The following is a 23,150-nucleotide window of genomic DNA, read 5'->3' on the forward strand; positions in this document are numbered from 1 at the left end:
TCCCAGGCTTAGAGCTCGTGCTCTTAGGCGAGTGCCGTGGGGTCACTTCCGGTCGCCGTGCACATTCGTAGGAAGTGTTCCTCATCGACAGCCTTCAGGAACTCCATGCACCGCCGAATCTGTCCATGAACAGCACGTGCATCGAGCACGTCCACACTCTCGCCACCCTCACCGTGCGAAAACCGGTTACAGAAGTCGTACACGTCGCGAAATGGTTTATCTTCCTGAGCATCGACGAGAACTTCCAATTGCTGGAGGAAATCTGTTCGGTGGGGCGCCTTATAGCTGGCGAAGACCTCAAGGACTCGACGAACCGCATTCGGCAGAAGGAAGAGACGCTCGTGCTCCTCCGAATCGGCGATGCCTGCCATGACCATCGAGAAGAGGTAGGCGTACTCTGAGGTGTTATTGAGTAGGACACGGGGAAGCCTACCCATCTTGGAGCCTCGCTTCCCGTCGACAGCCGCCGCATACATCTCGAGGAAGGCCACTTTCGGGAATCGAATCTCGTCGGTGTCCCCCTTCTTAATATTGCTCAGTGACTTCCCCCATGCATTCCGGTGGGACTTGATGAAGAGGCGTAGAAGGCTGAAATCGTGGGTCAAGATGATGTACTGACCGAACCCTTTTAGGGTGTCGAAGAGCCACTGATGGGTAGCGAAAAGCGCTTCGCGGTCAAGCGAACTTGATGGGTCGTCGATCACGATGATCCGCTGAGCGGGAGCGCAACCGGAGGTTTGCTCATCCTGAAGCTTCCGAAGGAAATACAGTAGCGAGAGGGTTGTCCGTTCACCATCGCTCAGGTCCGTTCCCGGCTTGTCGCCGCGTCGGCAAGCGTAGGACTTTCCGTCGGCTGTGACAGCTACGCTCAGATGATTCTTCCCATAGACCTGAGCAAGGTCCTGCGTCAACGTGTTGGCCATGTCCTTGGTGGTGAACTGTGCCTGACGAACCTGGTCCAACCGTCGTTCGGCCAGTTTGACCGCCTTCTCGCTGGTCGAAGTCTTATCGGCACAGGCCTTGGCGAGTTTCTCCAGTTCGAGGAAGGGGACACTTTGCGACCCGACAAGATGGTCAAGGACGATTTGCTTTCGTTCCCCTGTGATCTCCTCATTGCGACGAGCCTGGTCGTTATGCTCTTTAACCGCTTGTTCAAGCACGGTGATGGACAGGGCGCTGCTTAGAACCGACCAGTCTGGCGCTTCCGGCGTTGCGCTAGGATCAGCAATTTTGGTGCTGAGTGCGTTATGAACCACGCCTAGCGCTGCGACACGCTTACCGACATCTGTCTGCGCTCGGTCCTTTGCAACCTTGTATACCGACCTGAGATCACTCGAGAGCTCCGATTCGGTGGGTAGGGCTGCATACCAGGCGTTGAGTGATTCTTTCTCACGGGCGACTGCCTCGAGCAGGCTTGTTGCTTCGCTGCGAATCCGCAGCCAACTCTCGTCAAAGTGTCGTGCAAGTTGAGCTCGCCGATCATCGCCGAACGCTCCGGCGCAGAAGAGGCAGTGGTCCAATCCTTGATGCAGGTCAAGTCCCTGCTCTACCCACGTCTGCGCTTCCGAGTTCCCCTCCAAGGCTTCGAGAGCGATTCGGGTTGGGGTTTCGGTGAGCAACTCGGAAAGCCCGACCAGACCTCCTACTGCGCCAGTCGGTGGCGCGGGCACTTCTGCTACGGGAACAAGAGCGCCCTCTCCCAACCGTTTCAGTGCCTCGGCATGGCCATTACTGTCCGGGTACTCGCCCTTATACCCGCGTAGGGCCTCCTGAACCTTAGGGATGGAGTATCGGTTCTTGGTGAAGTGGCTGTAATCGAACTCTCTTAGCTCGGAGATGATTCGATCCTGGACCTCCTTCGCAAGCTTATCTACCTTCTGATTAGCCGCCCTGCGCTGCTTCTCAGTCTCGCTCGCTTCCCTCTGCAGATGGTCAATCTCATCCCTAAGTCGCGCCTCTTCTTCCTTGGCATCAATCGCCTCCTTCCCGAGGGTGACGATGGCAGAGGCGCTATCGCCGTCGAGGAAATCGGAGAGATTCGCTTCAACCCACTTTCGCGTGAAGACTGCCGTGGAAGGCGAAGGGCTTGCTCCACCCACGCCCACACTCGTACGTTGCTTGTCCTCGTGTTCCCAAACAACGTCAGTTGGGCAGGAACTTTCCGAGAGGTTAAGCAGGAGTTCGGAGAGCGTCGACTTTCCGCTGCCATTGTGCCCATATACAACTGTGCGGCAGCCCGCGGGGAGGTCATCAGGCCAGAAATCTTTGTCCAACGACCGCCACGGACCCTTGAGGTCGAGTTTGCGAAGCATAGTCAAACCCTAACTGCGACTTGCGACGAGCCCGCGCACATTCGTAGTTGCTCAGGACGTACAGTGGTGCATCCACGTGCAGGGCGTGTGATGGGAGCAAGTGGGTGCATAGGTAGGATCCGAAGAATGATGCTCTCCTACACGCTGTGGATCCAGTTCCGCGGCCAGCGGATGGGCCTTGTTTGGCAGACAGAGGTCGGAACCGGCGAAGTTGAGGGTGATACGGACAGTGTGCTGGTTCAGGACGGTCGCATCATTTCTGTGGGCTCTGCCACGGAATTCGCGGCGGTGGCCCAGCAATTCGATCTGGAGCTGGAGGAGGGAACCGAGGAGCTCCAGAACCTCGATGAACTCGAACGTTTGCTGGAGCTGCCCGTATCCGATGACATCTGCGACAAACTGCTGAACGCTTGGAACCTATTCGGTGACATTGCCCGCAGCGTCGGAGCGTCACTGGAGGACAGCGGGCCAAAAACATCCAAGTGCTGTGACAAACTCTTCTACGGAACCAATCTGGAGAGCATCACTCCCGCCGGCGAGCACTACAGCCCGGACTTCACGGATGAAGAGCGTCTCCTCATCGCGGAGGTCTTCAACCGCGGGCGAACAATTCTGGCTGCCTACGTCGAGAAGTCTGAGCCCCCAGTCAAGGACGACCGCCGCGAGTAGGTTCGATGAAGGATGCGTTTAAGGCGGGCTGTTGGGGCCGGGCTGGAGGCGGGCGGGCATGGGTAGTGGACTGCGTTTGCAAGCCGACCCTTGAAGGTCTTCGCGCCTGAAGCGTAACCTGCACGCAAGAAGCGGAGATTGCAAGATTGGCCTAGGAGCGCGGCATGAATGTGCTGAGCCAGATACTCGCCGGATCCACCGGCCTGGCGCTGATAAGCGTTGGCATCCTGGAGATCTTCTTCCATGGCGATCAACGGTTCCACCGGATCTTCCTGATTAGGCCGGAAGACGTGCGCGCAGTGCGGATGTGGGCGATGAATGTTGGCGCCTACAACATCACCTTCGGCTTAGGCATCGCAGTGGGCCTGTGGCTGGTGAACTTCTCAGGCAATCCCGCCAGCGGGTCGGCCATAGTTATCTTCTGCTGCTCGTGCCACGTCTTCCTTGGTTTCTGGCTGTGGGTCACAGAGAAGCGCCTTTTGGTCAGCGCCATCGGCCAGGCGCTCTTCCCGGCGCTGGCAATCGTCTTCTACGTTCTCTTTCACTAGGGGGTGGTGTGGTTGGCGAATGCTAGTGGCGGCGTTTTTGGTTGCTACGCGTCACAGCAGCGCCCGTGGAGGGATCGACTTCCGGGAAACTGTTGGATCGCTAGGCTGAATTCATGTCTCGAGTCTTGATCACCGGCATGTCGGGCACGGGAAAGACAACGGTGCTGGGCGAGCTGTCCCGACGGGGCTACCAGACGCTCGACACCGACTATGACGGCTGGGTGCTCGCCGACGGCACCTGGGACGAAACGCTCATGGCCGCGTACCTCGCCTCGAATTCGTCTGCGATCGTCTCGGGAACTGTCGAGAACCAGGGACACTTTTATGACCGTTTCGAGGCCGTCGTACTCCTCAGCGCACCGGTGGAAGTGCTGATCGAGCGCGTATCGGTTCGTACCAACAACCCCTACGGCAACGCAGAGACAGAGCAGTCCGTGATCCGCCAGCAGGTCCTCGACGTCGAACCGCTGCTACGCCAGGGTGCAACCCTTGAACTTGACGGTCGCCGACCCGTTTCAGAACTTGCTGACGCCGTTGAGCGCCTTATGGCGTCCTCTCGCCACGTCCGGTGAACCATCACCTGCGTGGGTTCCGCTTCTGCAGCGCTCTCGCATAGGCGGGGTCAGATCGAGTCCAGGTAATCACTCCAGCGATCATCAGAATGGCGACTAGCAGACTCACCGGTACAGCCAAGTTGTTGCCGAGCAGTCCCATTAGGACAGGCAGAACCACGGCCAGCACAGCAAGAGCGAAAAGCGCCTTGGCCAACCGCTTCATCTTGCGCTGTCGTACCAGGGCAGGTTCGGCGATGTCATCCATGAGCTCAACTATGTCGCTCTTGCACCGTGATGAGAATACGACGTGCGTCGGTGCCTGCCATGACTGTTCGGTAAGGGATCCCTCACAGGACGATTTCTAGGGCAGTGCTTGCGCGCTGGTTGCGCTACTTATGGTCAGCCGATAATTTACGGGTCCATTGCTGCGGCGGGGGGCTGGGGGTACTAGCTCCGGCCGCGGCGGTGGATGACGAATCGCGTTCTTGGGCGCTTCATACAAAACCTCTATTCAAAGCCTCTTGAGCGTAGTTGCCTCGTGCTGTGAGTTTGTACCCGCCGCCCGGTTGAAGTACATATCGAAAGTCGGTCCAACCTTTTGGCGGCGCGTATTCCATGATAGGGATGCTCAGCTCCTGCGCTTTCTCTCTTCCGTAGTACACCGTATTTATTACTAACTGACTCTCTAATAGCGCCGACCATAAGCCGCTATTAAGTGGGTCCCATCTAATTTTTGATGGCCCCTTAGCCGTCACAACTACGTCGATTGCTGGCGCGATGATGCGAAGGTCTTCTATGGGTTCAGAATAAATTGTGATTAACGGCTCGTTTGATTGGGGATCTGTATAATCCCAACGTTGCCGGGGTTGTTTTCGGAGAATGAACTCCGATTCAGCAGTGACTGGGCCGCCTAGATAATGATGAGCAGTTACGCGCACCGGCTCATCGTGTTTGTCTTGATTATTCAAAAACCGTGCCCAAGTCGATGCCCCAGCCTTCATCCACTCCTCATCGGGTGTCTTCCCATCAGGACGTAGATCACGGAAGGGTTGGAAAAGCCTGACCCGGTCCATGATTACCTCGGGAATAAAACTGTACTTTTTCATCACGGATATCCACTGCTTCTCAGTGAAGCACAACGGCCAGTGAACTCCTCCTCTGAAGTTGTTTCTAATTTCTTCGTCGGAGAAACCGCTCGCTCGTTTCACTACGTCTCTGAACAGGTTGTCCCTGGCGCTGGAGAGCTGGTTGAGTATTTCCCCGGTAAGCAGCGCCCACTCGTCAACTGGCGGGCGAATGGAGAGGGAAAACTCATGTATCGTACCGGAAGATTTTGAAACATATTCCGTGTCAGGGGTGTAGCCCTGAAACCATGTGACTTGCGACTCGTGAAAGCTGCTGGCCTTGGTGAAAGCCCAGTGAAGCCTCTGTAGCGGAACTTCAGACAGGTCTCGCCCGGGTTTTAGTTGCGGTGAGTCCTGGTTTTGCAACCAATTCTTCTCCGGGCTGTCGGCCATCAAAAGTCCTCTCAGATATGGCTCGCCGATTTTCTACTACACGCGAACTGCTCTCGAACACTAGACCTTAGTCGTCCCTCATCAGCAGCCATGCGTGATCAATAGGACGCGGCCAGGATTGCTATCTTTTGTCTGTCTTCTGCGCGCGGTGGAGGGGTGCCCACAATGCCCGGTACATGTCCGGCTCAGCGTCTACGGCGAGTTGTTCGCGCGACAGCTCATGGTTCCCCCGGGTTGACGATGGCGTCTTGCACTCTTCATACCCCACACGCGGTCAGTGATGCGGGTTTGACACGTTGATCCTACGCAGGCGTGACGACAAGTAGCGCCGAGCCCAGTTAGAGGCCGGTAGCTTCCGTGAAGCCAGCCAGCCGCGTAAGCCGAACCTTGAGCGAGCGGTGGGCGTGCACAGCCTAGTTCCAGCGCATGATGAGTTGATGGAGAGCGTGCCGCTCGAATCCGGAGCACCGCCAACGCTCGCGTTGGCCCGGTAGTACCGACACTCTCTGCACGGATGAGGTATCCGCTGATACTGTTTTTCGGTTCCTCGTTCCGGCACGCCCTGCGCTATTTCGGGCACCTCCCGGAGCTCGGCCCCGCCAGGGTTGGCCCGCTCGAGCATCTGAACCCCCGCATGTGAGAGGCGGGTACTGTTTCTCACCGCACAGGACATAACCCAACTCATGAGACTTTTGGGCAGGTTCAACCGGTGACATCGAGTTCGGGGGTGCCAGAGTGTGTCTGACACCCCTTCGTCGAGATGGCCTGTTTTCTCAGGTTCGGTGAGGGTGTTCAGCGCAGCAGGCGGCTGATGGCGTCGCTGGCTTCGCGGACTTTTTCCCGGACGACGGCGGGGTCACCTGTCGTCTTGGATTCCTGAGCCGCATCGACCACACAGTGTGCGATGTGGTCATCGAGCAGGCCGATGCTGACCGCATGGAGTGCTTTGTTGACCGCTGAAACCTGCGTGAGGATGTCGATGCAATACTTATCCTCTTCCACCATGCGGGCGATACCACGCACTTGACCTTCAACGCGCTTGAGCCGGCGGAGGTAGGCCTCCTTTTCGGGCGTGTACCCGTGATTGGCGGGTACGACGTCGTCCTGGGAGTGGGTGGAGTTCTCGGCGGCGATACTCATACTGGTTTCCTTATCAGGCTGATTGGGCGTAGCGCGTGGGGTCTGCGTCCCACATGGGCGCACACGCGTCGCAGCAAAGATAGTACTTCTTGCCCTGATGCTCGCGGACAAGTCCTTCATCCTCGGCGTCGGCCCTGTTGACGAAGGATCCCGGCATAACGGGGCACTCAGCCGTTTCCTCAGCGGGTACGCCGGCTCCTGCGCCGTGGCTATGTCCGTTTCCGCCGTGCGCGGGTTCCGAGTGGGCGTGATCGTTGTGGTGTTCTGTGCACATTGGATTCCTCCTAATTCATGGTCTCCGATGAGGCGTCAGTGGGCGAAATCGGCGATCATCACGCGTCCACGCCCACGCGTGCCTGCGCTTTTTCGCGGTGACCGTCTGCCTTCTCTAGGCGGTTACTGCGTAGTGGTTTAAAGCCGCGGAGGCGGAGGCTGTTGGAGACGACGAACACTGAGCTGAAAGCCATCGCGGCTCCGGCGAGCATGGGATTGAGCAAACCAGCCGCCGCCAGCGGCAGGGCAGCCACGTTGTAGGCGAAGGCCCAGAACAGGTTGCCCTTGATGGTGCCCAAAGTGCGCCGGGAAAGACGGATGGCGTCAGCGGCCGCGCGGAGGTCCCCGCGGACGAGCGTGAGGTCTGAGGCTTCGATAGCAACATCTGTTCCGGTTCCCATGGCCAGCCCGAGGTCGGCCTGGGCCAGGGCGGCGGCGTCGTTGACACCGTCGCCGACCATGGCGACCACTTTGCCTTCGGCTTGCAGACGCTTGACCACGTCAACCTTGTCCTGGGGCATCACTTCGGCGATGACTTTATCGATTCCGACCTGGGATGCCACGGAACGAGCAACTGTTTCGTTGTCCCCGGTAAGCAGAACGGGTGTGAGGCTGAGTTGTTTGAACTGGGCGATCGCTTCTGCGCTTGTGTCCTTGATGGCATCGGCGACGACGAGCACGCCACGCGCTGCACCGTCCCACCCGACGGCCACCGCGGTTCGTCCTTCAGCTTCTGCTACGGCCATGGCCTGTTCCAGTTCGGGTGTGAGCGGTTGTGACCACTCCGCCAGGAGCCGGGAGCGGCCCACGAGTACCGCCTGTCCGTCGACGACACCCTGGACGCCGAGGCCTTCGAGGTTGGTGAAATTCTCAACCTCCGGCAGGCTGCCGGTCTGTTCGGTTGCACCCTTGGCAATGGCCTGGGCGATGGGGTGCTCGGACGCGTCTTCCAGTGCGCCGGCGAGACGCAGCACCTGCTGCCGGTCCTCTCCTGCTGCAGGGATTACGTCGAGCAGGGTCATGCGTCCTGTGGTGACGGTTCCGGTTTTGTCCAGAACGATGGTGTCTACCTTGCGGGTGGATTCAAGAACCTCTGGGCCTTTGATGATGATGCCGAGCTGGGCTCCGCGGCCGGTGCCCACGAGCAACGCGGTCGGTGTGGCCAGCCCCAGTGCGCAGGGGCAGGCGATGATGAGCACTGCCACCGCGGCGGTGAACGCGTATTCGGTGCCGCTGCCGGTTCCCAACCAGTAGCCGAGGGTGGCTACCGCGAGGGCGATGACGACGGGAACGAAGATGCCGGAGATCCGGTCCGCGAGGCGCTGTGCCTGCGCTTTACCGTTCTGTGCGTCTTCGACCATGCGGGCCATCTGCGCCAACTGGGTGTCTGACCCGACACGGGTAGCGCGGACCAACAGGCGCCCGCCTACGTTGACGGTAGCGCCGGTGACGGCGTCTCCGGGAACGACTTCGACGGGCACGGACTCTCCGGTCAGCATGGACGCATCGACCGCCGAGGAGCCATCAGAGATGACGCCGTCGGTGGCTATCTTCTCTCCCGGCCGGACGATGAATTCATCCCCAACGGTGAGGGCATCTACGGGAATGCGCTCTTCGGTTTTGCCCGTCGGCCCATCGCGCAGGACCGAAACCTCTTTGGCGCCCATTTCGAGCAGGGCCCGCAGCGCGGCTCCTGCCCGTCGTTTGGATTTCGCTTCAAAGTACCGTCCGGCGAGGATGAACGTGGTGACACCTGCTGCTACTTCGAGGTAGATGTTGGCGCTGCCGTCCATCCGGGCGATGGAGAGTTCGAAGGGGTGCGTCATTCCCGGTTCCCCGGCGGTGCCAAAGAAGAGTGCGTAGGTGGACCAGGCGAACGCTGCGATGGTTCCCATCGAGATGAGGGTGTCCATAGTGGCCGCGCCGTGCTTGAGGTTGGCCCAGGCCGCCCGGTGGAACGGCAGGGCTGCCCACACCAGTACCGGTGCTGCCATTGCGAACGAAAGCCACTGCCAGTAGGTGAACTGGAGAGCGGGAATCATAGCCATTGCGATCACCGGGATCGATAACAGGGTGCTGACCACGAGCCGGTTCCGCAGCCCCGTCAGCTCATCGGCTCCCTCCGCCGGTTCCGTGGCCGGGTTCTCGGGTTGCGGCTTCTTTGGTTGCGGCAGTTTGGCCGTGTAGCCGGCCTTTTCTACCTCCGCGATCAGGTCCTCCCCGGCGAGGGTGTCAGGGAAGATGACTTTGGCCTTTTCTGTCGCGTAATTGACGGTGGCAGTGACACCATCAAGCTTGTTCAAACGCTTTTCGATGCGGTTGGCGCATGAGGCGCACGTCATTCCGCTGATTGCCAGTTCAATCTGACCGGCGTTGACCGGTGGCTGCGTGATGCTGTCCGGAATGGTGCTCATCGTTCTCTCCTCGAGAGGGGTGCTGTGAAGCGGCTGGCTGTTAGTGGTCGGAGTGGCCTTCGTCGGCTCCGGACTCGGTCACTTCCTCAGAAGTTGTGCTGTCGGGGTCCTGCGCGTGATCGGCTGTGGCGGTGAAGTCCGCGGTGCGTACAACGCCGTCATGCTGGAAATCCAGATACAGCCGGTAGTCTCCGGCCGAGGGGACCTTGGCGTAGAAGGTGATACCGGGGCCGGGCTCGGTTACGCCATCATTGGGTGTGCCGGCCGGATGGACGTGCAGGTATGCCAGATCACCGGCACGCAGGGCAACCAGGTGGCCGTACGCGGCCAGGTAGGGCTCCAGGTCGGTGACAGGTTCACCGTCACGGGTGATGGTCAGAGTCAGCTCTGACTCGCTCCCCTTTATCAGTTCCCCCTCCAGGGTCACGGTGTATCCATCGACTTCAGCGGTTCGGGAGACTTCCGGTAGGTCAGCAGGCGTGTAGTCGCCTGCTACGGAGATGTCGGCTCCCAAGGTGAGGGAGTCGCCCGCCGCTGCTCCTTCGGTGGGTGCGAAGTCGGCGAAGATCCGCCAGGTGCCGGCGGTGAGGTCCAGCGGAACACTCCAGGTTCCGTCCTCGGAGAGGGTGGGATGGACGTGCTGGAACCCTGTCGTGTCGCTGCGGACCGCGATCAGGTGCATCTGCTTGTCATGGCTCTGCTCGAACGATGTGATTGGTTCACCGTTGGCGGCCAGGATCCGGAAGCTCAGTTGTGTCTGGGATCCTGCGGTCAGGGTGCTGGTTTCCGGTGCCAGCGTGTATCCACGGTCGGAGACCATCAGTCCTCCTGGTAAGTCGTCGGTTGCTGCGGGTTGGGCGGCTTCGGGGGTGTGGGATCCGTCATGGTCAGCTGCGGTGGCAGAGGGCTCACTGTGTGACTCCCCTGCTGTGTGAGTGTCGCTGACCGGGGGTACCGGGCTGCCGAGGACACTTCCGGTTCCGAGGGCACCTGCGAAGGCCACCGCAAGAACTCCGCCGTATGCGGCGAGTTTCAGTGGAGTGCGCATTGCGTTTCTGCCTTTCGTTTTCGTGTGCGCCGGACCGGCGTCGGTACTTCAAGGGTGGGGTGGGCCGGCAGGGTTCGGCCCTGCCGGCCCGACCCAGGTTATGCGGAAGCGACTACCTCGTAGCCGGCCTCTTCGACGGCTTCCGTGACGGTCTCAGCCGATACCGGCTCATCGCTGATGACGGTCAGGCGGCCCGCGGAAACATCGACGGAAACGTCGGTGACGCCCGCGATCTTGGTGACCTCGGCAGTGACCGATCCCGCGCAGTGATCGCAGGTCATTCCCTTGACGGTGTAAGTGTTGTTCGCCATGGTGAGGCACCCCTTTCGGTTGTGATGAGCCGACACGGTGTTCTGACGGCCTTCCCACAAGATACCCCCCATGGGTATAGTTTGCAAGTACCCCCCTAGGGTATCTAAGAGACGAATGAAGAGACAGTCCGTGCTGATTGTCGGAGGAGGGGCCGCCGGTAGTGCGGCAGCCGTGGCCTTGCGCCAGCTTGACCAGGACGTTGAGGTAACTGTGGTGGGCCAGGAGGCTTCAGCGCCCTATAACCGGACGACCGTCAACAAGGGCCTGCTGTCCGGTGCCGTGGATGAAACGGCAATCACGCTTCCGGACATGGACGTCGAGGGTATCCGGTGGCGAACCGGGGTACGGGCTGTTGCCTTCGATGCGGATAGGCGATCTCTTCAGCTCGAGGACGGAATTACGGTGACGGCCGATTCGATTATTCTGGCCACCGGCGCCTCCCCACGCCGCCTCAGCATGCCAACCGATGAGGCCGCTGCGAATCGGATCGTGCATCTGCGCACCAAATCCGACACCCTGCAGCTGCGAGGATTACTGGCTCAGGGCCGGTCGAAGGTACTTATCGTTGGGGCTGGTTTGATCGGCTCCGAGACCGCCGGCATTCTCACACTAGCCGGACACCACGTGACCCTCATTGACGGGCGGCCCTTACCGCTGCTCAGCTATGTCGGTCAGAGCGTCGCCCGCGGGGTAGCCCAGGCCCACGAGCGGGCCGGAGTCGATCTGCGCTCGAACACCCGAGTCACCAGGGTGAAAACCAACGGCGGCACTGACCTACAGGTGGAGCTCAGCGGAAAAGACCTCCATGTAAAGGACACTGTGCTGGCCGATGTCGTCGTGGTGGCTCTCGGTGTGGAGCCGGATACCGCATGGCTGGAATCCTCCGGGGTACCGCTGCATGCCGGAGGTGTGCTGGTGGACGCACATCAGCGGGTCTCCGATCATGACGGAATCTACGCCGCGGGGGACATCGCCGCCGTGGCATCGCCGGATGGCCGTATCGTCCGGATTGAGCATTGGGGTGCCGCCCTCGCTCAGGGCAGGACCGCGGCGCAGACGATCGTGGCTGCGCATCACGGGTCGAGGCCAGTCGGCGAAGGTTCCACTGCATCAGCTGCATCAGCGGTCCCGGCATACAGTACATACGTCCACGGGACCAAGGTCACCGTCGTCGGAGACGCCCGCCAGGCGGCGACCGAGAGCGCGGTCCTCGGCGCTCCCGGGGATCCACGCTTCGCCTTTGCCTTCCTTGACTCCGAGCAGCGGATCGTCGCGGGCGTCGGTGTCGGTGGAGCCCGGGCAGTGAATCAGCTCAAACCGCTCATTGAACGTCAGGCACACCACGAAGAGCTAGAAGCCAGCCGATGAGACCTATTCCACTGCCGAACCACCTGGCACTGTCCCTGCACAGCCCACACGGATTGACCACGACCCTCGCGCTGACGGTGCGCGCTGCATGCCGATGCCTGACGCGATGCCGACGGTGATCTCCTGCACGCCTCTGTCCACCGGGTCGGGGTCAGCGTTGCTGGGCGAGCCGCGGCCGGGTGGAGCTCAGCCCGGTCAGCCCGCGTGGCTTATAGATCGAGAGCACCAGAGCGACGGTGAGGATGACCAGGGCTGCCGCTGAATGCAGGATCGGTGAAAAGCTCGGCAGCAGTTCCTCTGCCGCTCCGCTCGGAGCTTGCCGTGCCGCGGCACAGGCGAGGACCGAGAGAGTCTCCATGTACAGCAGGAGGATTGCCGTGGCCACGACGGTGATGAGCAGTTTGATGAGCACCCAGTAGTGCCTGATGAGACCCCACGGTGTTCCTAGTGCCTGAACGATCCCGGTGAGCAGTGTCAGAGCGCTCAAGGGGACCAATGCGGTCCAGCCGATAATTTCCATGGTCGTGTAGGCGGCGCGCATGGTCCATTCATCCGCGGTGGCGTACCCGGTGATGGCCAGGGCGAGGAATACGGCCACGGCGCCGAGCCACCCGACGGAGGAAGCGACGTGGGCCACCAGCGCAGCCTTGCGCAGCCGCGGCGGCATCGTCACGCCAGAATCCCGGCCATCCCCATGGAAACCGTGCTTTCCGGAGCGGATGAGTGCATGCCGGGACCGTGTTCCCCGCCGAAGAGCATCACGATCACGAAACCCAACACCACTGCTAAGGCGACGAGAGCGAAGATTTTCACCCATCGGGGTACTCCAGGACGCTCCTGCGTGTTCGGGTGATGACTCTCGTGCTCGCGGTCTGAATCAGTGGCCATGTTAAGAAATCTTTCGGTCAACAATTTTTATATACGCAGTGTATAGGAAAGCGGTGCATGGCGGAGTGGCGGCCAGTACATTGGTGGTATGCCCAAGCTCTGGACGAAAACCGTGGAGGCTCACCGCCTCGCCGTCCGGACAGCTGCCTTGGACGCGGTGGCGCTGCTGATTGCGCAGGACGGTTTCGCAGGCGTCTCGATGACGCGGGTCGCAGAACAGGCCGGTATTACCCGGGCCACTCTCTATAAGTACTTCCCTGATGTTGAGGCGCTACTGGGTGCCTGGCACGAACGGCAGGTCAGTGAGCATCTGGCCGGGCTGGAGAGGGTACGCCGCGAGACGGCCGGTCCGGGACGCCCGTTGCAGGCCGTTCTGGAGGCGTACGCCCTGATGATCTATGACAGATCGGCTCACGACTCTTCACCTCCGGCCCTTCATCGGGGCTCTCACGTCGACCATGCGCATCTCCACCTGGAGGCCTTCATCGCAGACCTTATCCGTGCAGACGCTCAGGAGAGGGCCGCGGACTTGGCCATGGAGCCGTCGGACCTTGCCCGATACTGCATCCAGGCCGTCGGTTCCGCCCGTTCACTTTCCTCCCGGGACGCCGTTCCGAGTCTCGTCTCGGTCACGGTACGAGGGATCTATACCTGAAATTCCTGAATGTGCTTCATTTCCCGCTATTGATGCTCTGATCGGAGGTCGGTGAAAGGTTGGCCGTTGTCGCTGTACACCTGAACGCCGGCACATTGCTCGCAGGAAGCAGGGTACAAAAGAAAGAGCGGCAAGCACCCCCGTTCTAAGGTGCCTGCCGCTCTCCCGAACTAAGGAAACGGTCTAGGAATAATTAACCGTTGACTCGTACGTAAGACGAGCCTGCAAGGTCGGACAGCGGGTGCTTGAGGGTGAGGTTCGCACCGTTCATTCCGCTGCTGATCACTTCGCCGTTGCCGACATAGATGCCGATGTGACCGGGCCGGATGACCAGGTCACCGGGGGCTGGGGTCCCGACAACGGTGCCGTACTGGTAGAACTGCGTCGGCCCAAGATCGCCTACGTTGAGGCCGATAGAGCGTAGTGCACGCTCAACGAGGATGGTGCAGTCCTGGATGGAACCGAGCTGACCGTACGCCGAGGCGACCAGAGCGGCACCGACACCACTTGAGGAAACAGCCGGAGCCGGAGCTGACTGCTGGGCCGGAGTGATGCTGCTTGAGGCCAGGGAGATACGGGCTTCCTGCTGGGCGCCCACTGTGTAGGAAACCTGGTTCGCCGGTGCTACTGAGGGGATAGCGGCAGGGGCCGCGCTTACCGGGGCCGCGGTCGAGGCGGCTGCTTGGCCCGACACTGTGACTTGCTGGCCAGGGTAGATGACCGACGCGTAGGACAGGTTGTTCTGAGCGAGCAGGGTATTGAGTTCTACGCCGTAGCGGGCTGCGATGGCCCCCATGGTGTCACCGGAAACAACGGTATGAACCGAAGCCGAGGATGCAGCCGGAGCTTCAGCGACCGGGGCGGAGACCGGTGCCTGAGTGGCCGGGGTAGTTGCTTCCTGGGCGTAGGTTCCCGCTTGCGCAGGTGCCCCCACGCCAGCGACGAGGCCGCCGGTTGCGGCAACAATAATAACCGGCCTACCTAATGCGACGGCACCGGCCTTGGTCGAGTGGGACAGCCCCTCAAGAGCGATCGAGTGAGTAACGGTGGCGCGGTGGCGCGCCGAAGTGTTGCGTGACATGCGTGATTGCCTCTCCCATGCCTGCGGGGTGAGCTGTCGGGTTCGGATGGGAGTCACCCGGACGTTTCTGGTGTTCCAGGACGGAAGCAGAAACGTCTTAACCCCAAGGACCATGTCATGGCCCGGTCGATCTGTGGGTCCCCCGTTCCTGCCAAACGGAATTACGGACGGATCCCGCGCAGCGGCAGGACTCGGCATTCTGCACGGGAATATTCTCGGCTGGTGCCGGGAACACCTAACGAGGATACCCCCCTCAGGTATGAAAAGTCACGTTTGGGTAACAGATCATCTATTTTTCACCACCGTGCCCGGGTTCCTTAGTCTCCTTAGGTCCGACAAGGAGGCGGGGTTATGCCATCGCAGCAGTTCTTGAGGGGACGCGCTTGGGAACCTCCTAGCTACACGGTGATGGCTGGTGCTCCCCCAGTGATGCTTCGAAACGATTTGGGACCGCAGCTCCGGGTCCCTGTCCTGGAGTGCACCACCACAGGGGCATCCCCTGCGGTGAATACCGAAACGAGCAGGGACCACGGCACTGGTCACCATGCTTAGTGTTCGTTAGGGTGGTGAGGCAGCTAGAGCAAGTCGTTGGGAGGGGACAACCATTTCGCAGCGAGCACGCGTTCGCCTACATGGCACCGTTCGAACGGTGCTGCAGGTGATGCTCGCCTTTTCGCTGTTGGTTGCGTTTTCCACCTCGGCTGCTGCGGCCTTGTGTCTGCAGATGAGCCATGGGCCCGGAGGAACCATGGGCATGGTGGCCAGTGCGCCTGTCGCGGCAGATGCCGAAGCATCCCCTGTGGAGATAGCGGCCAATACCGTTCGGTCTCCGGCCACGGTTCCCTGTTGCCAACAACGTGCAGATGCTTCCGAAGCGACCCCTCCTGCACGCCGCGCTGTCCTCGGTGACAATCCTGCGAACTTCAGCGTTCCCGTTAGCCAGCTCCCTTTTGCTGCTCTGATACCTCCTGCCCAGCCTGATCCAACGCTGGAAAAACTGGAGCACTTCACCCCGTCCTTGACCGCGCTATCGATCAGTCGGACATAGACCCGGATTGTCCCTCCACGTCCCCGGTCAAGCATCCGGGCCGGCGGTAGTTCAACACTTTCTTTTCGCCGACATGTCGGCTGGACGCGGGCTCACACCTTCCCGCGACAAACACTTCACCAAACAGGGCTGTATCTGTCAGCCTTCACCAACAAATTCACCAGTAATGGGAGAAACCAATGACACATCATGTGACGTCCATGCTCGATACCTACCCGAAGGATCTGGGAGGAGTGGACAAGGAAAAACTCGCTGCGTGCATCGAAGCCTGCTTTGAATGCGCCCAGACCTGTACCGCCTGCGCCGATGCCTGCTTGAGCGAAGACATGGTCGCCGAACTGACCAAATGCATTCGCACCAATCTGGACTGCGCGGATATCTGCGCCACGACCGGGAACGTGCTGTCCCGGCACACCGGCTACGACGCAAACCTGACCAGGGCGATCGTGGAAGCATGCCGCACCGCGTGCAAGGCCTGCGCGGATGAATGCGGGCAGCACGCCGATATGCATGATCACTGCCGGATCTGTGCTGAAGCGTGCCGCCGATGCGAGAAGGCCTGTGAGGAACTGCTCGCAACCCTCAACTAGTTCAGTGAAACCGTAGCGGAGGGAGGAACCGGTGAGCAGTTCGCCACAGAAATCGCCACGCGGTCAGGATGGACCCGAGAACAAGTCAGACCCGCAGGGGAACCGGCACGACACCGGCCACGGAGGGCACGGAATGGGCAGGATGTACATCAAATTCGGTGTGATCCTACTCGTCAGCCTGGGCTTGATGTGGGTGTTGTCAATGTCGATGGTCCGATCGATTGACCATTTCTATTTCAACCTGAGCAACTTCTGGATGGCCCTTGTCATGGTGTCCGCGATGGCGGTGGTCATGGTGGTGGGTATGTGGTCGATGTTCAAGAGCATCAAGGTGAACATCGCCCTGCTCGCCGGTTTCGTCCTGTTGTTCGTGGGCACGTTAGCCCTGGGGCGGACCGAGACGTTCGTCGGTAACGAGCAGTTCCTGAAGTCGATGATCCCGCACCATTCGAGGGCCATCCTCGTGTGCCAGGAATCAAACATCACTGACCCGGAGATCGTGGAACTTTGCGATGCCATTGTTCAGACCCAGCAGGAGGAGATCAGTCAGATGCAATCAATCCTCGACCGGTACGCATCTGACTGATCCATTCCAATCCTCAAGGAGTGTAAGAGGCCTATGAAGAACATCAACAAGCGGAACGTTTCAGCCGTTGCAGCATCGGCAGTTTTGGCCACCGGGGCGTTCACTGGTACTGGCCTGGCAGTGGCCTCGCCGGCTCTGGCTGATGCGCCGGCCCAGAGTGAGCAGGTCGCCAGTTACGAAGTGGATTTTCTGAAGAACATGATCGATCACCACACCATGGCGATCATGATGGGCCAGACCTGCCTGGAGAAAGCAACCCACGATGAGTTGGTGCAGCTGTGCAGTTCGATCATCGCCTCTCAGTCAGCTCAGGTAGATCAGATGCAGGGATGGTTGCAGGACTGGTACGGCATCTCCTACAGTTCTCAGCTGAGCACCGGTGACATGCGGTCGATGCAGCGGATGGAGAACTTCACCGGCGCACAGTACGAGATCCGTTTCATGCAATCGATGATTCGGCACCACTGGGCTGCGGTCCGTGAGAGCGGGATTTGTCTGGAGAACGCCGGCCACCCCGAGCTGCTCTCCCTCTGCGGAAACATCCGGCAGACCCAGTTGGAGGAGATTGGGCAGATGCAGTCCTGGCTGGAGGATTGGTACGACCGGCAGGGCGGCCGTCCCTCCGGTACGGTCTAAAGCACCGCAACACCGGGAAACAGAGATAACGCGAGGGGCCGGGCTCTTTCTCGGCCCCTCGTGCTTGGCTGCGGGATTAGAACCAGGTGGAGGGGTCGACGAGCGCGTCGTTGATCATGACTTCGAAGTGTAGATGGCAGCCGGTGGAGTTGCCGGTGGTTCCGACTCCGCCTACAACGTCTCCCCGGGCAGCTGTTTGGCCTACGCTGACGGCAATGGTGGCGAGGTGGTTGTAGGTGGTCTTGAGCCCGTCCCCGTGGTCGATGACGATGCGGTTGCCTCCACCGTAGGGGCTCCATCCGGCTTCGGTGATGACTCCGCTGGCCGCGGCCATGACTGGGGTGGAACATGAGCCGGTGAGGTCGATGCCGGTGTGCATTTCCCCTGGGACCCCGGTCAGTGGGTTGGTGCGATATCCGAAGGTCGAGACGGTGGTCATTTGGGCCAGCGGTGCGCCGAGGCCGGACTGTTCAGCGGGTTCGGCCGCAGATTCATTCTCCACGTCATCGCCGGGGGTCGTCTCGATGGGACCATCGGCTAGAAAGTGGGATGAATTCACCGAACCGGTTGCCGGCTCTGTGGAGGCAGCACCGGGCACCGCGTCGCGGCTGAAATCTACTCTGGCCTTCGGGTCGGCCTCAACTCTGTGCGCTCGGGGCTGTTGAGCGCTGTCCGCGGCCGTGCTGACGGCGGATGGTTCAACGGATGACGGGACCGCTGCGGTGAGGGGGATGCCGGCGAGGAGAGCGGCGCTGAGCACGCCGGCGGCCGAGATTGCACCGGCGACCGGGGCAACGGGTGAAGCGCGGCGGTTCGTCGCGCTACGGATCACGGCGCGACGGCCGTGCTCCTGACGTGGGGCGACCGCTGCGGCGCGGCGGCGTCCTGAGGCGGCGCGGCGTCGATCGTGCGGGTTATGGGAAGACAACGATGATCTCTACTCACTCAAACGGGGTGAGGGCATGCCGGAGTGCAGGGGGAAATTACTCCGGCATGCCCAGGTGTGGGTAGGTAAGAGCTTTGGGGCGGTTCGCGGTCGCCCTGTTGGCCCTTTCCTGCCCGGCTTAGGTGGCTGTTAGCCGTTGACCCGGACGAAGGATGATCCGGGGAGGTCGCTCAGGGGGTGCAGGAGGGTGTCGTTGACACCGTTCATGCCGCTGCTGATGACCTGGCCGTTACCTACGTAGATGGCGATGTGGCCGGGTCGGATGACCAGGTCACCCGGGGCTGGTGAGCCGACAACGGTCCCGTACTGGTAGAACTGCTCGGGTCCGAGGTCGCCGACAGACTTGCCGATGGATCGCAGTGCGACCTCGACGAGGATGGTGCAGTCCTGGGTGCGGCCGATCTGTGCGTAGGCCGAAGCGACGAGTGCGGCACCGACACTGCTGCTGGCTGCAGGGGCAGGAGCTGGCTTCGGCTCAGGAGCAGCCGCGGGCGCAGGAGCCGGAGCCTGCAGTGCCACTTCCTGCACGGCCACTTCCTGCACGGCAGGGGTTTGCTGTACAGGGGCGGTTTCCACCGTCTGCACGGCTACCAGTGACGCCTCGGCTTCGGGGGCCGGGTGTTCGACGACAGGAGCCGGCTCAGCGACAACTGGAGCGGGCGCAGCGGCGACGGCTTCTCGTTCGAAGGAGATATCGGCCGATGTGTCCGCGGACACCGGCTCGGTTTCCACGGTGGCGACCAGTGAACTGGTGCTCACCTGACGCTGCGGTGCGTCCAACGCCTGGGCCGGAAGGCCAGCGCTGAGAATGAGACCGGAAGCTGCGGTGATCACTGCAGCCTGGCGGCCTGCAGATCCCATATTGGAGGAGACAGCCTTGGAGATGACAGCCAACGTATTGGTCTGGGCCGGAACTGCGCGATGGCGCGCGGGGGCATGCCAAGTAGACATAAATCGAGTACCTTCTCCCAACGCCTGCGAGGTTAGCTGTCGGGTTCGGATGGGAGTCACCCGGCCGTGAAAACGGCTTAACCCCAAGGACCCTCAAAACATGGGCCCGCGTACATGGTTCCCCCGCCTCTGCCAGCGGAAAACGGACGACCCCACCACGGTGACAGAGCTCGGCGATCCGTGTGGGAGTGCCTCCATGGGGGGCAGGCACGAGATTGAGAGTACCTCACCCCGCAGCGATTATCACAATTGGATCACGGCGGGTCTCCCAGTCACCACTAGAGGCTCCTGCCCTCATGGGGATCCACGGAAACTAACCCTTGACATATACCCTGGGGGGGTATAATTTCGAGGTACTGGATGACATTGTCCGGTTCCTTTGGAGCCGCACGTTCGACCAGTCCCCACATCACGCGCGACGGAAGCACCCCGACATCCAGCGCTACCTGACCCTGCTCACCACGTAACGCAAGGAGTTTCCATGTGTGGCACCACCGATGATCTGCGGCTGACTGAAAAGAACTCGGTCGGCTGCGCCTGCTGCGCACCACAATCAGGCGTTCAAGCCGACCCAGTTCCTGCAGAAGCGGTTACTACCGAATTCGCTGTTGAGGGACTGAGTTGCGGTTCCTGTGCATCCAGGGTTGCGGACGCACTGACGACCCTGGATGGGGTTTCCGATGTGCGGACCGACCTGGTCCCGGGAGGAACCTCGACCGTGCACGTCATGGGAAGCCGTGCTTTGTCCGACGCCGAGGTCGCCCCGGTGATCCAGGACGCCGGGTACTCGCTCACGACCGCTTGAGCAAGGCGGTACCACCTCGCACGAGGAAAGGACATGGCCATGAACGCCAATCATCACAACCAGCCAGACCACAGCCACGGAACAAGCGCCCCCGGCGTGATCGATGAGGACACCCATGGACAGGCGATGCCCTCTGATCACCCGCATTCAGCGTTGGACGAGGACCACCGCAAGCATGAACACGGCCAGCACGCCGGACACAGCACGGCAATGTTCAAGAACAGATTCTGGCTCAGCCTTGCACTGACCATCCCGGTAGTCCTGTTCAGCCACATGTTCGCGATGATCCTCGGCTACACGCCGCCGGACTTCCCCGGGGCGTCGTGGATCTCCCCAATTCTGGGCACAATCATTTTCGTGTACGGCGGTGCACCCTTCCTCAAGGGAGGGTGGACCGAGCTGAAATCCCGCCAGCCCGGCATGATGCTACTGATTGCAATGGCGATCAGCGTGGCGTTCATCGCCTCCTGGATCACCACCCTGAGGATCGGGAATTTCAACCTGGACTTCTGGTGGGAACTGGCCCTGCTCGTCGTCATCATGCTCCTGGGACACTGGATGGAGATGCGTGCCCTCGGATCCGCAGCAGGAGCCTTGGACGCCTTGGCTGCACTCCTGCCCGATGAGGCCGACCGCGTTACCGCGTCCGGCATCGAAACCGTACCCGTGAGCTCCCTTGTTACCGGTGACGTCGTCCTCGTCCGCTCCGGTGCCCGCGTGCCTGCGGACGGTGCCATCGTCGACGGTACAGCGGAATTCGACGAATCGATGATCACTGGTGAATCCCGCACCGTACCGCGCAACGTCGGCGAAACCGTCGTGGCAGGAACGGTTGCCACCGACAACTCCGTCCGGGTCAAAGTCACTGCCGTCGGCTCGGACACCACACTGGCGGGAATCCAGCGACTGGTAGCCGAAGCCCAGGCATCCTCCTCCAAAGCCCAGGCCCTGGCCGACCGAGCGGCCGCGCTGCTGTTCTACTTCGCACTCGGCGCCGGGATCATCACCTTCATCGCCTGGCTCCTGCTCGGAAGCCCGGACGAAGCGGTCATCCGCACCGTCACGGTCCTCGTCATTGCCTGCCCCCATGCCCTTGGCCTTGCCATTCCCCTGGTGATCGCCATCTCAACGGAACGGGCAGCGAAATCCGGGGTGCTGATCAAGAACAGGATGGCGCTCGAACGCATGCGCACCATCGACGTGGTCCTCTTCGACAAGACTGGAACGCTCACCGAAGGCAAACACGCCGTGACCGCCACCGCACCCGCGGCCAGCACCACCACCGCCGAGCTCCTGGCCCTCGCGGCCGCCGCCGAGGCCGACAGCGAACACCCCGTCGCACGGGCTATCGTCCGCGCGGCCCAGGAAGACGACAAGGCCACCGGTTTCGGATACAAGGGGACCGGATTCGCGTCGATGACCGGGCGGGGGGTGCGCGCCCAGGTCACCGGCGCCGACGTCGCCGTAGGCGGACCGAATATGCTGCGCGAACTCGGGCTCACCGTGCCAGAGGAGATCACCAACCACACTGGGGAATGGATCGATCGTGGCGCGTCAGTGCTGCACGTCATCCGTGACGGCGTGGTTGTCGGTGCCCTCCGCCTGGAGGACCGCATCAGGGACGAGTCCCGGGCCGCGGTACACGCCCTGCAGCAGCGCGGAGTGAAAGTTGCCATGATCACAGGCGACGCCCGGCAGGTCGCTGACGCGGTGGGCAGGGATCTCGGAATCGATGAGGTCTTCGCCGACGTCCTGCCCCAGGACAAGGACAAGAAGGTCACCGAACTGCAGCAGCGCGGCCTGAAGGTCGCCATGGTCGGGGACGGAGTTAACGACTCCCCTGCCTTGGCTCGCGCCGAGGTAGGTATCGCCATCGGCGCCGGAACCGACGTCGCAATGGAGTCTGCCGGAGTTGTCCTGGCAGGCAACGACCCCCGATCGGTGTTGTCCATGATCGATCTGTCCCGGGCCAGCTACCGGAAAATGATCCAGAACCTCGTCTGGGCCACCGGCTACAACGTCCTGGCCGTTCCTCTGGCCGCCGGGGTGCTCGCCTTCGCCGGGATCGTTCTTTCCCCGGCGGCAGGCGCGGTCCTGATGTCAGTATCGACCATTGTGGTGGCTCTGAACGCGCAGCTCCTGCGCCGGATGAACCTGGATCCGGCAGCCATCACCGACTGAACACCGATTCGATCCCTCACAGGATCGATCGGTACTCTGACATCAGGCACGAACATCATTGGAACAGGAAGGGGCAGAGCGATGAACAAGAAGGCGAGAATCGCTTTGCCGCTTCCACGCCGCTTCCCCCGAACAGCTCTTCTCTTCCTTAGCCTGACCGCCGTCATCGTGGGTATCCTTGCGATGCATGTGTGGATGGGCGGGCACGGTGCCACACACGCCGTCGGTCCGGCTGTCACGGCGGCGCCCGCGACGGCTGTGCACCACCAGGCGATCACGCCGGCATCTGCATCCGACACCGCAGACCCGGGGATGACACTGAACCTGAACTGTGCTGATACGTGCGGTGAAGAGATCGCCGCGGGTGTGTGCATCCTGGCGTTCCTAGTGGTTTCCTTTGCAACGGCTATCGTCCTCAGGAGCCGGCTGGCCTACGGCCGTGTTCGCTTGCGGGGCCCACCGCCGGTAGTACAGCTTCCCCGCACTTTCGTACCTTCGCTGACACTGGTTCAGCTCTGCATCAGTCGCACGTAAGAGTCGCGTAAATACCCGACTCCGATAACGGGCCGACGGCAACCCCGTCGTGCCCGCCGCCTGAAACGCAGATAGCTCAACCATCGAAGGACAC

24 protein-coding genes and 2 riboswitches are annotated in these 23,150 nt (G+C 61.2%); of the genes, 11 read left to right on the top strand and 13 right to left on the bottom strand.

What is annotated here, in order from left to right:
- Positions 1-23 precede the first annotated feature (23 nt).
- Positions 24-2,312, bottom strand: coding sequence for an AAA family ATPase (locus Q0877_RS14445; protein ID WP_299169044.1), 2,289 nt, complete (start codon positions 2,310-2,312; stop codon positions 24-26).
- Positions 2,313-2,438: 126 nt separating this feature from the next.
- On the opposite strand from Q0877_RS14445, the gene Q0877_RS14450 reads away from it, so the two are divergent.
- The 3 genes from Q0877_RS14450 (at position 2,439) to Q0877_RS14460 (ending at position 4,101) form a co-directional block, all read left to right on the top strand.
- Positions 2,439-2,981, top strand: a complete 543-nt coding sequence (locus tag Q0877_RS14450) for a hypothetical protein (RefSeq protein ID WP_299169046.1) — start codon at positions 2,439-2,441, stop codon at positions 2,979-2,981.
- Positions 2,982-3,145: 164 nt separating this feature from the next.
- A complete protein-coding gene (locus Q0877_RS14455; protein WP_299169048.1) occupies positions 3,146-3,529 on the top strand; it encodes a DUF1304 family protein in 384 nt (127 codons plus the stop codon).
- 113 nt (positions 3,530-3,642) lie between these two features.
- Complete coding sequence (locus Q0877_RS14460) at positions 3,643-4,101, top strand: AAA family ATPase (RefSeq protein WP_299169051.1); 459 nt, start codon at positions 3,643-3,645, stop codon at positions 4,099-4,101.
- 4 nt (positions 4,102-4,105) lie between these two features.
- On the opposite strand, the gene Q0877_RS14465 is transcribed toward Q0877_RS14460, so the two are convergent.
- The 7 genes from Q0877_RS14465 to Q0877_RS14495 all read right to left on the bottom strand — a co-directional run bounded on the left by Q0877_RS14465 (position 4,106) and on the right by Q0877_RS14495 (position 10,786).
- Positions 4,106-4,348 (bottom strand): hypothetical protein, encoded by a 243-nt coding sequence (locus tag Q0877_RS14465; RefSeq protein WP_299169052.1) that lies wholly within the window; start codon positions 4,346-4,348, stop codon positions 4,106-4,108.
- 229 nt (positions 4,349-4,577) lie between these two features.
- Positions 4,578-5,600: a hypothetical protein gene (locus Q0877_RS14470; RefSeq protein ID WP_299169054.1), complete on the bottom strand. Its 1,023-nt coding sequence runs from the start codon at positions 5,598-5,600 to the stop codon at positions 4,578-4,580.
- A gap of 792 nt (positions 5,601-6,392) precedes the next feature.
- Positions 6,393-6,740 (bottom strand): metal-sensitive transcriptional regulator, encoded by a 348-nt coding sequence (locus Q0877_RS14475; RefSeq protein ID WP_299169056.1) that lies wholly within the window; start codon positions 6,738-6,740, stop codon positions 6,393-6,395.
- 13 nt (positions 6,741-6,753) lie between these two features.
- A complete protein-coding gene (locus Q0877_RS14480) occupies positions 6,754-7,014 on the bottom strand; it encodes a hypothetical protein (protein ID WP_299169058.1) in 261 nt (86 codons plus the stop codon).
- Between the two features lie 58 nt (positions 7,015-7,072).
- Positions 7,073-9,427 carry a cation-translocating P-type ATPase gene (locus Q0877_RS14485; RefSeq protein WP_299169059.1) on the bottom strand — a complete coding sequence of 785 codons (2,355 nt, stop codon included), beginning with the start codon at positions 9,425-9,427 and terminating at the stop codon, positions 7,073-7,075.
- A 40-nt stretch (positions 9,428-9,467) separates the two neighbouring features.
- Positions 9,468-10,475 (bottom strand): hypothetical protein, encoded by a 1,008-nt coding sequence (locus tag Q0877_RS14490; protein ID WP_299169060.1) that lies wholly within the window; start codon positions 10,473-10,475, stop codon positions 9,468-9,470.
- A 98-nt stretch (positions 10,476-10,573) separates the two neighbouring features.
- Positions 10,574-10,786 (bottom strand): heavy-metal-associated domain-containing protein, encoded by a 213-nt coding sequence (locus Q0877_RS14495; RefSeq protein ID WP_299169061.1) that lies wholly within the window; start codon positions 10,784-10,786, stop codon positions 10,574-10,576.
- Positions 10,787-10,901: 115 nt separating this feature from the next.
- Between Q0877_RS14495 and Q0877_RS14500 the strand changes: the two genes are divergently transcribed.
- The gene (locus Q0877_RS14500) at positions 10,902-12,155 is read left to right on the top strand and encodes an NAD(P)/FAD-dependent oxidoreductase (RefSeq protein WP_299169062.1); all 1,254 of its coding nucleotides are present in this window, start codon (positions 10,902-10,904) and stop codon (positions 12,153-12,155) included.
- A gap of 151 nt (positions 12,156-12,306) precedes the next feature.
- Here Q0877_RS14500 and Q0877_RS14505 read toward each other — a convergent pair whose 3' ends face one another.
- A complete protein-coding gene (locus Q0877_RS14505) occupies positions 12,307-12,828 on the bottom strand; it encodes a DUF2269 domain-containing protein (RefSeq protein ID WP_299169064.1) in 522 nt (173 codons plus the stop codon).
- Positions 12,825-13,043 carry a hypothetical protein gene (locus Q0877_RS14510; RefSeq protein ID WP_299169066.1) on the bottom strand — a complete coding sequence of 73 codons (219 nt, stop codon included), beginning with the start codon at positions 13,041-13,043 and terminating at the stop codon, positions 12,825-12,827. The genes Q0877_RS14505 and Q0877_RS14510 overlap by 4 nt, the downstream gene beginning before the upstream one ends.
- An 88-nt stretch (positions 13,044-13,131) precedes the next feature.
- Here Q0877_RS14510 and Q0877_RS14515 point away from each other — a divergent pair, with 88 nt between their 5' ends.
- Complete coding sequence (locus tag Q0877_RS14515; RefSeq protein ID WP_299169068.1) at positions 13,132-13,698, top strand: TetR/AcrR family transcriptional regulator; 567 nt, start codon at positions 13,132-13,134, stop codon at positions 13,696-13,698.
- Positions 13,699-13,891: 193 nt separating this feature from the next.
- Here the strand turns inward: Q0877_RS14515 and Q0877_RS14520 are convergent, their stop codons facing one another.
- Complete coding sequence (locus Q0877_RS14520; protein ID WP_299169070.1) at positions 13,892-14,779, bottom strand: LysM peptidoglycan-binding domain-containing protein; 888 nt, start codon at positions 14,777-14,779, stop codon at positions 13,892-13,894.
- A gap of 3 nt (positions 14,780-14,782) precedes the next feature.
- Positions 14,783-14,986: riboswitch (cyclic di-AMP (ydaO/yuaA leader) on the bottom strand.
- 1,020 nt (positions 14,987-16,006) lie between these two features.
- On the opposite strand from Q0877_RS14520, the gene Q0877_RS14525 reads away from it, so the two are divergent.
- The 3 genes from Q0877_RS14525 to Q0877_RS14535 are packed head-to-tail and all read left to right on the top strand — an operon-like array spanning position 16,007 to position 17,639.
- The gene (locus tag Q0877_RS14525) at positions 16,007-16,417 is read left to right on the top strand and encodes a four-helix bundle copper-binding protein (protein WP_299169072.1); all 411 of its coding nucleotides are present in this window, start codon (positions 16,007-16,009) and stop codon (positions 16,415-16,417) included.
- Between the two features lie 31 nt (positions 16,418-16,448).
- Complete coding sequence (locus Q0877_RS14530; protein ID WP_299169073.1) at positions 16,449-17,003, top strand: DUF305 domain-containing protein; 555 nt, start codon at positions 16,449-16,451, stop codon at positions 17,001-17,003.
- A 33-nt stretch (positions 17,004-17,036) separates the two neighbouring features.
- Positions 17,037-17,639: a DUF305 domain-containing protein gene (locus tag Q0877_RS14535; protein WP_299169074.1), complete on the top strand. Its 603-nt coding sequence runs from the start codon at positions 17,037-17,039 to the stop codon at positions 17,637-17,639.
- Positions 17,640-17,715: 76 nt separating this feature from the next.
- Here the strand turns inward: Q0877_RS14535 and Q0877_RS14540 are convergent, their stop codons facing one another.
- Both Q0877_RS14540 and Q0877_RS14545 read right to left on the bottom strand, forming a co-directional pair.
- Positions 17,716-18,567 (bottom strand): M23 family metallopeptidase, encoded by an 852-nt coding sequence (locus Q0877_RS14540; protein WP_299169075.1) that lies wholly within the window; start codon positions 18,565-18,567, stop codon positions 17,716-17,718.
- 147 nt (positions 18,568-18,714) lie between these two features.
- Entirely contained in the window at positions 18,715-19,536 is an 822-nt protein-coding gene (locus Q0877_RS14545) for an NlpC/P60 family protein (RefSeq protein WP_299169077.1), read from the bottom strand.
- A gap of 6 nt (positions 19,537-19,542) precedes the next feature.
- A riboswitch (cyclic di-AMP (ydaO/yuaA leader) is annotated at positions 19,543-19,722 on the bottom strand.
- Between the two features lie 295 nt (positions 19,723-20,017).
- Between Q0877_RS14545 and Q0877_RS14550 the strand changes: the two genes are divergently transcribed.
- From Q0877_RS14550 to Q0877_RS14560, 3 genes are all read left to right on the top strand, one after another.
- Positions 20,018-20,341, top strand: a complete 324-nt coding sequence (locus Q0877_RS14550; protein ID WP_299169078.1) for a heavy-metal-associated domain-containing protein — start codon at positions 20,018-20,020, stop codon at positions 20,339-20,341.
- 126 nt (positions 20,342-20,467) lie between these two features.
- Positions 20,468-22,522 (top strand): heavy metal translocating P-type ATPase, encoded by a 2,055-nt coding sequence (locus Q0877_RS14555; protein ID WP_299169119.1) that lies wholly within the window; start codon positions 20,468-20,470, stop codon positions 22,520-22,522.
- Between the two features lie 81 nt (positions 22,523-22,603).
- Positions 22,604-23,056: a hypothetical protein gene (locus tag Q0877_RS14560; RefSeq protein WP_299169080.1), complete on the top strand. Its 453-nt coding sequence runs from the start codon at positions 22,604-22,606 to the stop codon at positions 23,054-23,056.
- Positions 23,057-23,150 lie beyond the last annotated feature (94 nt).

The sequence above is a fragment of the uncultured Arthrobacter sp. genome (assembly GCF_947495145.1).
GTDB lineage: Bacteria > Actinomycetota > Actinomycetes > Actinomycetales > Micrococcaceae > Arthrobacter_D.

Coding starts and splice junctions, on each gene's coding strand:
- Q0877_RS14475 (WP_299169056.1), bottom strand. CDS start 6,740: ATGAGTATCGCCGCCGAGAACTCCACCCACTCCCAGGACGACGTCGTA.
- Q0877_RS14455 (WP_299169048.1), top strand. CDS start 3,146: ATGAATGTGCTGAGCCAGATACTCGCCGGATCCACCGGCCTGGCGCTG.
- Q0877_RS14520 (WP_299169070.1), bottom strand. CDS start 14,779: ATGTCACGCAACACTTCGGCGCGCCACCGCGCCACCGTTACTCACTCG.
- Q0877_RS14480 (WP_299169058.1), bottom strand. CDS start 7,014: ATGTGCACAGAACACCACAACGATCACGCCCACTCGGAACCCGCGCAC.
- Q0877_RS14450 (WP_299169046.1), top strand. CDS start 2,439: ATGATGCTCTCCTACACGCTGTGGATCCAGTTCCGCGGCCAGCGGATG.
- Q0877_RS14545 (WP_299169077.1), bottom strand. CDS start 19,536: ATGTCTACTTGGCATGCCCCCGCGCGCCATCGCGCAGTTCCGGCCCAG.
- Q0877_RS14525 (WP_299169072.1), top strand. CDS start 16,007: ATGACACATCATGTGACGTCCATGCTCGATACCTACCCGAAGGATCTG.
- Q0877_RS14460 (WP_299169051.1), top strand. CDS start 3,643: ATGTCTCGAGTCTTGATCACCGGCATGTCGGGCACGGGAAAGACAACG.
- Q0877_RS14560 (WP_299169080.1), top strand. CDS start 22,604: ATGAACAAGAAGGCGAGAATCGCTTTGCCGCTTCCACGCCGCTTCCCC.
- Q0877_RS14465 (WP_299169052.1), bottom strand. CDS start 4,348: ATGGATGACATCGCCGAACCTGCCCTGGTACGACAGCGCAAGATGAAG.
- Q0877_RS14445 (WP_299169044.1), bottom strand. CDS start 2,312: ATGCTTCGCAAACTCGACCTCAAGGGTCCGTGGCGGTCGTTGGACAAA.
- Q0877_RS14550 (WP_299169078.1), top strand. CDS start 20,018: ATGTGTGGCACCACCGATGATCTGCGGCTGACTGAAAAGAACTCGGTC.
- Q0877_RS14555 (WP_299169119.1), top strand. CDS start 20,468: ATGCCCTCTGATCACCCGCATTCAGCGTTGGACGAGGACCACCGCAAG.
- Q0877_RS14485 (WP_299169059.1), bottom strand. CDS start 9,427: ATGAGCACCATTCCGGACAGCATCACGCAGCCACCGGTCAACGCCGGT.
- Q0877_RS14515 (WP_299169068.1), top strand. CDS start 13,132: ATGCCCAAGCTCTGGACGAAAACCGTGGAGGCTCACCGCCTCGCCGTC.
- Q0877_RS14535 (WP_299169074.1), top strand. CDS start 17,037: ATGAAGAACATCAACAAGCGGAACGTTTCAGCCGTTGCAGCATCGGCA.
- Q0877_RS14495 (WP_299169061.1), bottom strand. CDS start 10,786: ATGGCGAACAACACTTACACCGTCAAGGGAATGACCTGCGATCACTGC.
- Q0877_RS14490 (WP_299169060.1), bottom strand. CDS start 10,475: ATGCGCACTCCACTGAAACTCGCCGCATACGGCGGAGTTCTTGCGGTG.
- Q0877_RS14500 (WP_299169062.1), top strand. CDS start 10,902: ATGAAGAGACAGTCCGTGCTGATTGTCGGAGGAGGGGCCGCCGGTAGT.
- Q0877_RS14510 (WP_299169066.1), bottom strand. CDS start 13,043: ATGGCCACTGATTCAGACCGCGAGCACGAGAGTCATCACCCGAACACG.
- Q0877_RS14470 (WP_299169054.1), bottom strand. CDS start 5,600: ATGGCCGACAGCCCGGAGAAGAATTGGTTGCAAAACCAGGACTCACCG.